The following is a 3,529-nucleotide window of genomic DNA, read 5'->3' as shown; positions in this document are numbered from 1 at the left end:
CCGCCCACCCGGCCCTGCGCGAGGGGCGTATCCACTACCTCGAAGACCTGACCCGGGTGCGCCAGATCCTGGTGCGCAGCCGTGACCTGCCGCTGGCCGACCCACGCCCGTTGATAGGCGCCACGCACTGGTCAACCGACAGCTTCGACCTCGCCCTGCAGATGGTGGAGGCCGGCCTGGGCTGGGGCGACCTGCCGCTGTCGCGAGTCGCGCCACTGCTGGCCAGCGGGCGCCTGGTGCGCCTGGATTTTCGCAACACCCGCAACGAGCTGCAGTTGCCGGTACACATCCTCTGGCGCAAGCAACAACCGTTGCAGCAGGCTGCACGCCTGTTGATCGAGCAGTTGTGTAGCCAGTGAATGCCGTCCGTCGAAATGACCGTAAGAAATTTCTGTAAGCACTTCAATCTTTTACCCCTTGAGCCGATATCCCGAACGATAGGTTGCGCAATGCGTCATGAGCGCGCTGCGCCCTCCCCTCATTGGCCCAAGGTCTCGAAACATGAACCTGAAATTTCGCCACAAGATCCTGCTCAGCGCCTGCGGCGTCGTAGTCCTGGCATTTGCCCTGTTCACGCTCTACAACGACTACCTGCAACGCAACACCATTCGCCAGAACATCGAAGCTTCGGTGCAGCAGTCCGGCGCACTGACCGCCAGCAGCGTGCAGAACTGGATGAGCGGGCGCATCCTGGTCCTGGAAAACCTGGCCCAGGACATCGCCCAGCAAGGTGCCGGCGAGACTCTGGCCGGGCTGATCGAGCAGCCGTCCTACACGCGCAATTTCCTGTTCACCTACCTGGGCCAGGCCAATGGTGTGTTCACCCAGCGCCCCGATACACAGATGCCGGCCGGTTACGACCCACGTCAGCGCCCTTGGTACGGCGCCGCGGCCAGCGCCGGGCAGACCGTGCTGACTGCCCCGTACCAGGGTGCTGTCGGCGGCCTGATGGTCACCATCGCCACGCCGGTGAAAAGCAAGGGCAATGGCGAGCTGATCGGTGTGGTCGGCGGTGACGTCACCCTCGACACCTTGGTCGAGATCATCAACTCGGTCGATTTCGGCGGCATCGGCCACGCCTTCCTGGCCGACAGCAATGGCCAGGTGATCGTCAGCCCCGACAAAGACCAGGTGATGAAGAATCTCAAGGACATCTACCCCGGCAGCAACCTGCAAGTCGCCGCCGGCATGCAGGATGTCACCCTCAATGGCCAGGACCGCATCATCTCCTTCGCCCCGGTGGCCGGCCTGCCTTCGGCACAGTGGTACATCGGCCTGTCGATCGACAAGGACAAGGCCTACGCCGCGCTCAGCCAGTTCCGCACCTCCGCGATCATCGCCATGCTGATCGCCGTGGCTGCCATCGCCGGCCTGCTCGGCCTGCTGATCCCGGTGCTTATGAGCCCGCTGACCACCATGGGCCGCGCCATGCGCGACATCGCCGAGGGCGAAGGTGACCTTACCCGCCGCCTGACCGTGCAGAACAAGGACGAGTTCGGCGAACTGGCCACTTCGTTCAACCGCTTCGTCGAGCGCATCCATGCCTCGATCAGCGAAGTGTCCTCGGCAACCCGCCTGGTGCACGACCTGTCGGAAAAGGTGGTCAATGCCTCCAATGCGTCGATCACCGGTTCCGAAGAGCAAAGCATGCGCACCAACAGCGTGGCCGCAGCAATCAACGAACTGGGTGCCGCCACCCAGGAAATCGCCCGCAACGCCGCCGATGCCTCGCAGCATGCCAGCGGTGCCAGCGAACAGGCCCACGGTGGCCGTGAAGTGGTCGAAGAAGCGATCAGCGCCATGACCGCCCTGTCGCAGCGCATCAGCGAGTCCTGCGCGCAAATCGAAACGCTCAACGCCAGCACTGACGAAATCGGCAAGATCCTCGACGTGATCAAGGGCATCTCGCAGCAGACCAACCTGCTGGCGCTGAACGCCGCCATCGAAGCGGCCCGTGCCGGTGAGGCCGGCCGTGGCTTTGCCGTGGTGGCCGACGAGGTACGCAACCTGGCGCACCGCACCCAGGAATCGGCGGAAGAAATCCACCGCATGATCACCAGCCTGCAGGTAGGCTCGCGCGAAGCGGTGCACACCATGAACACCAGCCAGGTTTCCAGCGAGCAGACCGTGCAGGTGGCCAACGAGGCCGGCGAGCGCCTGGCCAGCGTGACCCAGCGCATTGGCGAGATCGATGGCATGAACCAATCGGTGGCTACCGCTACCGAAGAGCAGACCGCTGTGGTCGAGAGCCTCAACCTGGACATCACCCAGATCAACGCCCTGAACCAGCAAGGGGTGGAGAACCTCAACGAGACCCTGCGCCATTGCGACCAACTGGCACAGCAGGCCGGGCGCCTGAAGCAGCTGGTAGGCAGCTTCAGAATCTGATGGCCCAGGGGGGCGCTCTGCGCCCCAATCGCGACGCAAGGCCGCTCCCACAGGTGCCATGCGATCCTTGTGGGAGCGGCCTTGTGTCGCGATCGGGCTGCGCAGCAGCCCCCTACGCCACCGCCGCTTTAACCACTTTGCTCCGCCGGACCCAGGCCAGCAGCACCGCCGCCATCAGCACGAAGCCCAGGTAGCCGAACAGCGGGTACACCTCACCCACCAGGCTGATGAACCCCACCAGGCTGCAGCCGAACGCCACCACCCCGGTCACCACCGAGCCCCAGCGAAACTTCGCCGTCCCAGCCGGCATCAGCCGCGAGAGAAACGAGAACAACGTACCCACCGCGGTGTTGACGATCATGCCGAAGATGATCAGGCACATCACCAGCCCCAGCAGTGGCGATACTTCGTTGGCGATCGACAGCATCGGCATCGGCAGGTCAGCCACGCTGTCCAGGCGCGACAACAGCCCGGCACTCATCACCAGCATCAGCCCGCCCAGTGCTGCACCACCAAGCAGGCCACCCCATACCGCGGTTCTCTCGCCCTTGGCCGAGCCGCCCAGGATGGCCAGGATCGGCGCGCCGGCAACGATGTTGTACGACACGTACAGGAACGCCCCCAGCAGCCAGTGACGGGTGCCCGCCTGTTGCTGGCTGGCCAGCTGGTCGAGCTGGGCGAAGCTCTGCTCCCGGCTGAACACGGCGTACAACGCAATCGCCGAGGCCACCAGGATCAGCAACGGCGTGATGGCACCAATGGCGAGGATCACCTTGCGCACATCCAGGCATACGATGCCCACCACAACCAGCGTCACCAGCACGCTGCCGGCCAGCGCCGGGATGCCGAACTGCTGCTCCAGCAAGGCACCACCACCGGCCAGCATGACCACAGTGACGGCAAACATGAAAAAGGTGATCAGCCAGTCGACGAACAGGCCCAGGTGACGGCCGCAGATGGCCTGGATCACATCCTTGTGCGAAGTGGCCTGCTGGCGATTGCCCAGCCCCGCCAGGGCCATGCCGAGGAAGGTGAACAAGGCTGCGCTGACCAGCGCACCGACCAGCCCCCACACACCGAAATCGACAAAGAACAACAACAGTTCCCGCCCCGAAGCGAACCCCTCCCCCACGATCACGCC

3 protein-coding genes and 1 pseudogene are annotated in these 3,529 nt (G+C 64.4%); 3 read left to right on the top strand and 1 reads right to left on the bottom strand.

The window, feature by feature from the left end; genetic code table 11:
* The 3 genes and pseudogenes from CAG34_RS27250 to CAG34_RS29540 all read left to right on the top strand — a co-directional run.
* Nucleotides 1-359, top strand: a 359-nt coding sequence (locus CAG34_RS27250) for a LysR substrate-binding domain-containing protein (RefSeq protein ID WP_218191914.1), incomplete at its 5' end; no start/stop codon positions are given.
* Between the two features lie 97 nt (nucleotides 360-456).
* Nucleotides 457-1,533, top strand: a pseudogene (gene mcpA, locus CAG34_RS29545) (methyl-accepting chemotaxis protein McpA); the annotation flags it as partial.
* Nucleotides 1,534-1,647: 114 nt separating this feature from the next.
* A complete protein-coding gene (locus tag CAG34_RS29540) occupies nucleotides 1,648-2,388 on the top strand; it encodes a methyl-accepting chemotaxis protein (RefSeq protein ID WP_371858063.1) in 741 nt (246 codons plus the stop codon).
* Between the two features lie 112 nt (nucleotides 2,389-2,500).
* On the opposite strand, the gene CAG34_RS27240 is transcribed toward CAG34_RS29540, so the two are convergent.
* Nucleotides 2,501-3,529 (bottom strand): hypothetical protein (locus tag CAG34_RS27240; protein WP_143516551.1); only part of this gene is annotated, 1,029 nt, incomplete at its 5' end.

Origin of the sequence: Pseudomonas sp. B14(2017) (assembly GCF_002113255.1) — a bacterium.
Classification (GTDB): Bacteria; Pseudomonadota; Gammaproteobacteria; order Pseudomonadales; family Pseudomonadaceae; genus Aquipseudomonas; species Aquipseudomonas putida_Z.
Note: the sequence above shows the minus strand (reverse complement) of the source record. Positions and strands in the feature narration are given on the sequence as shown.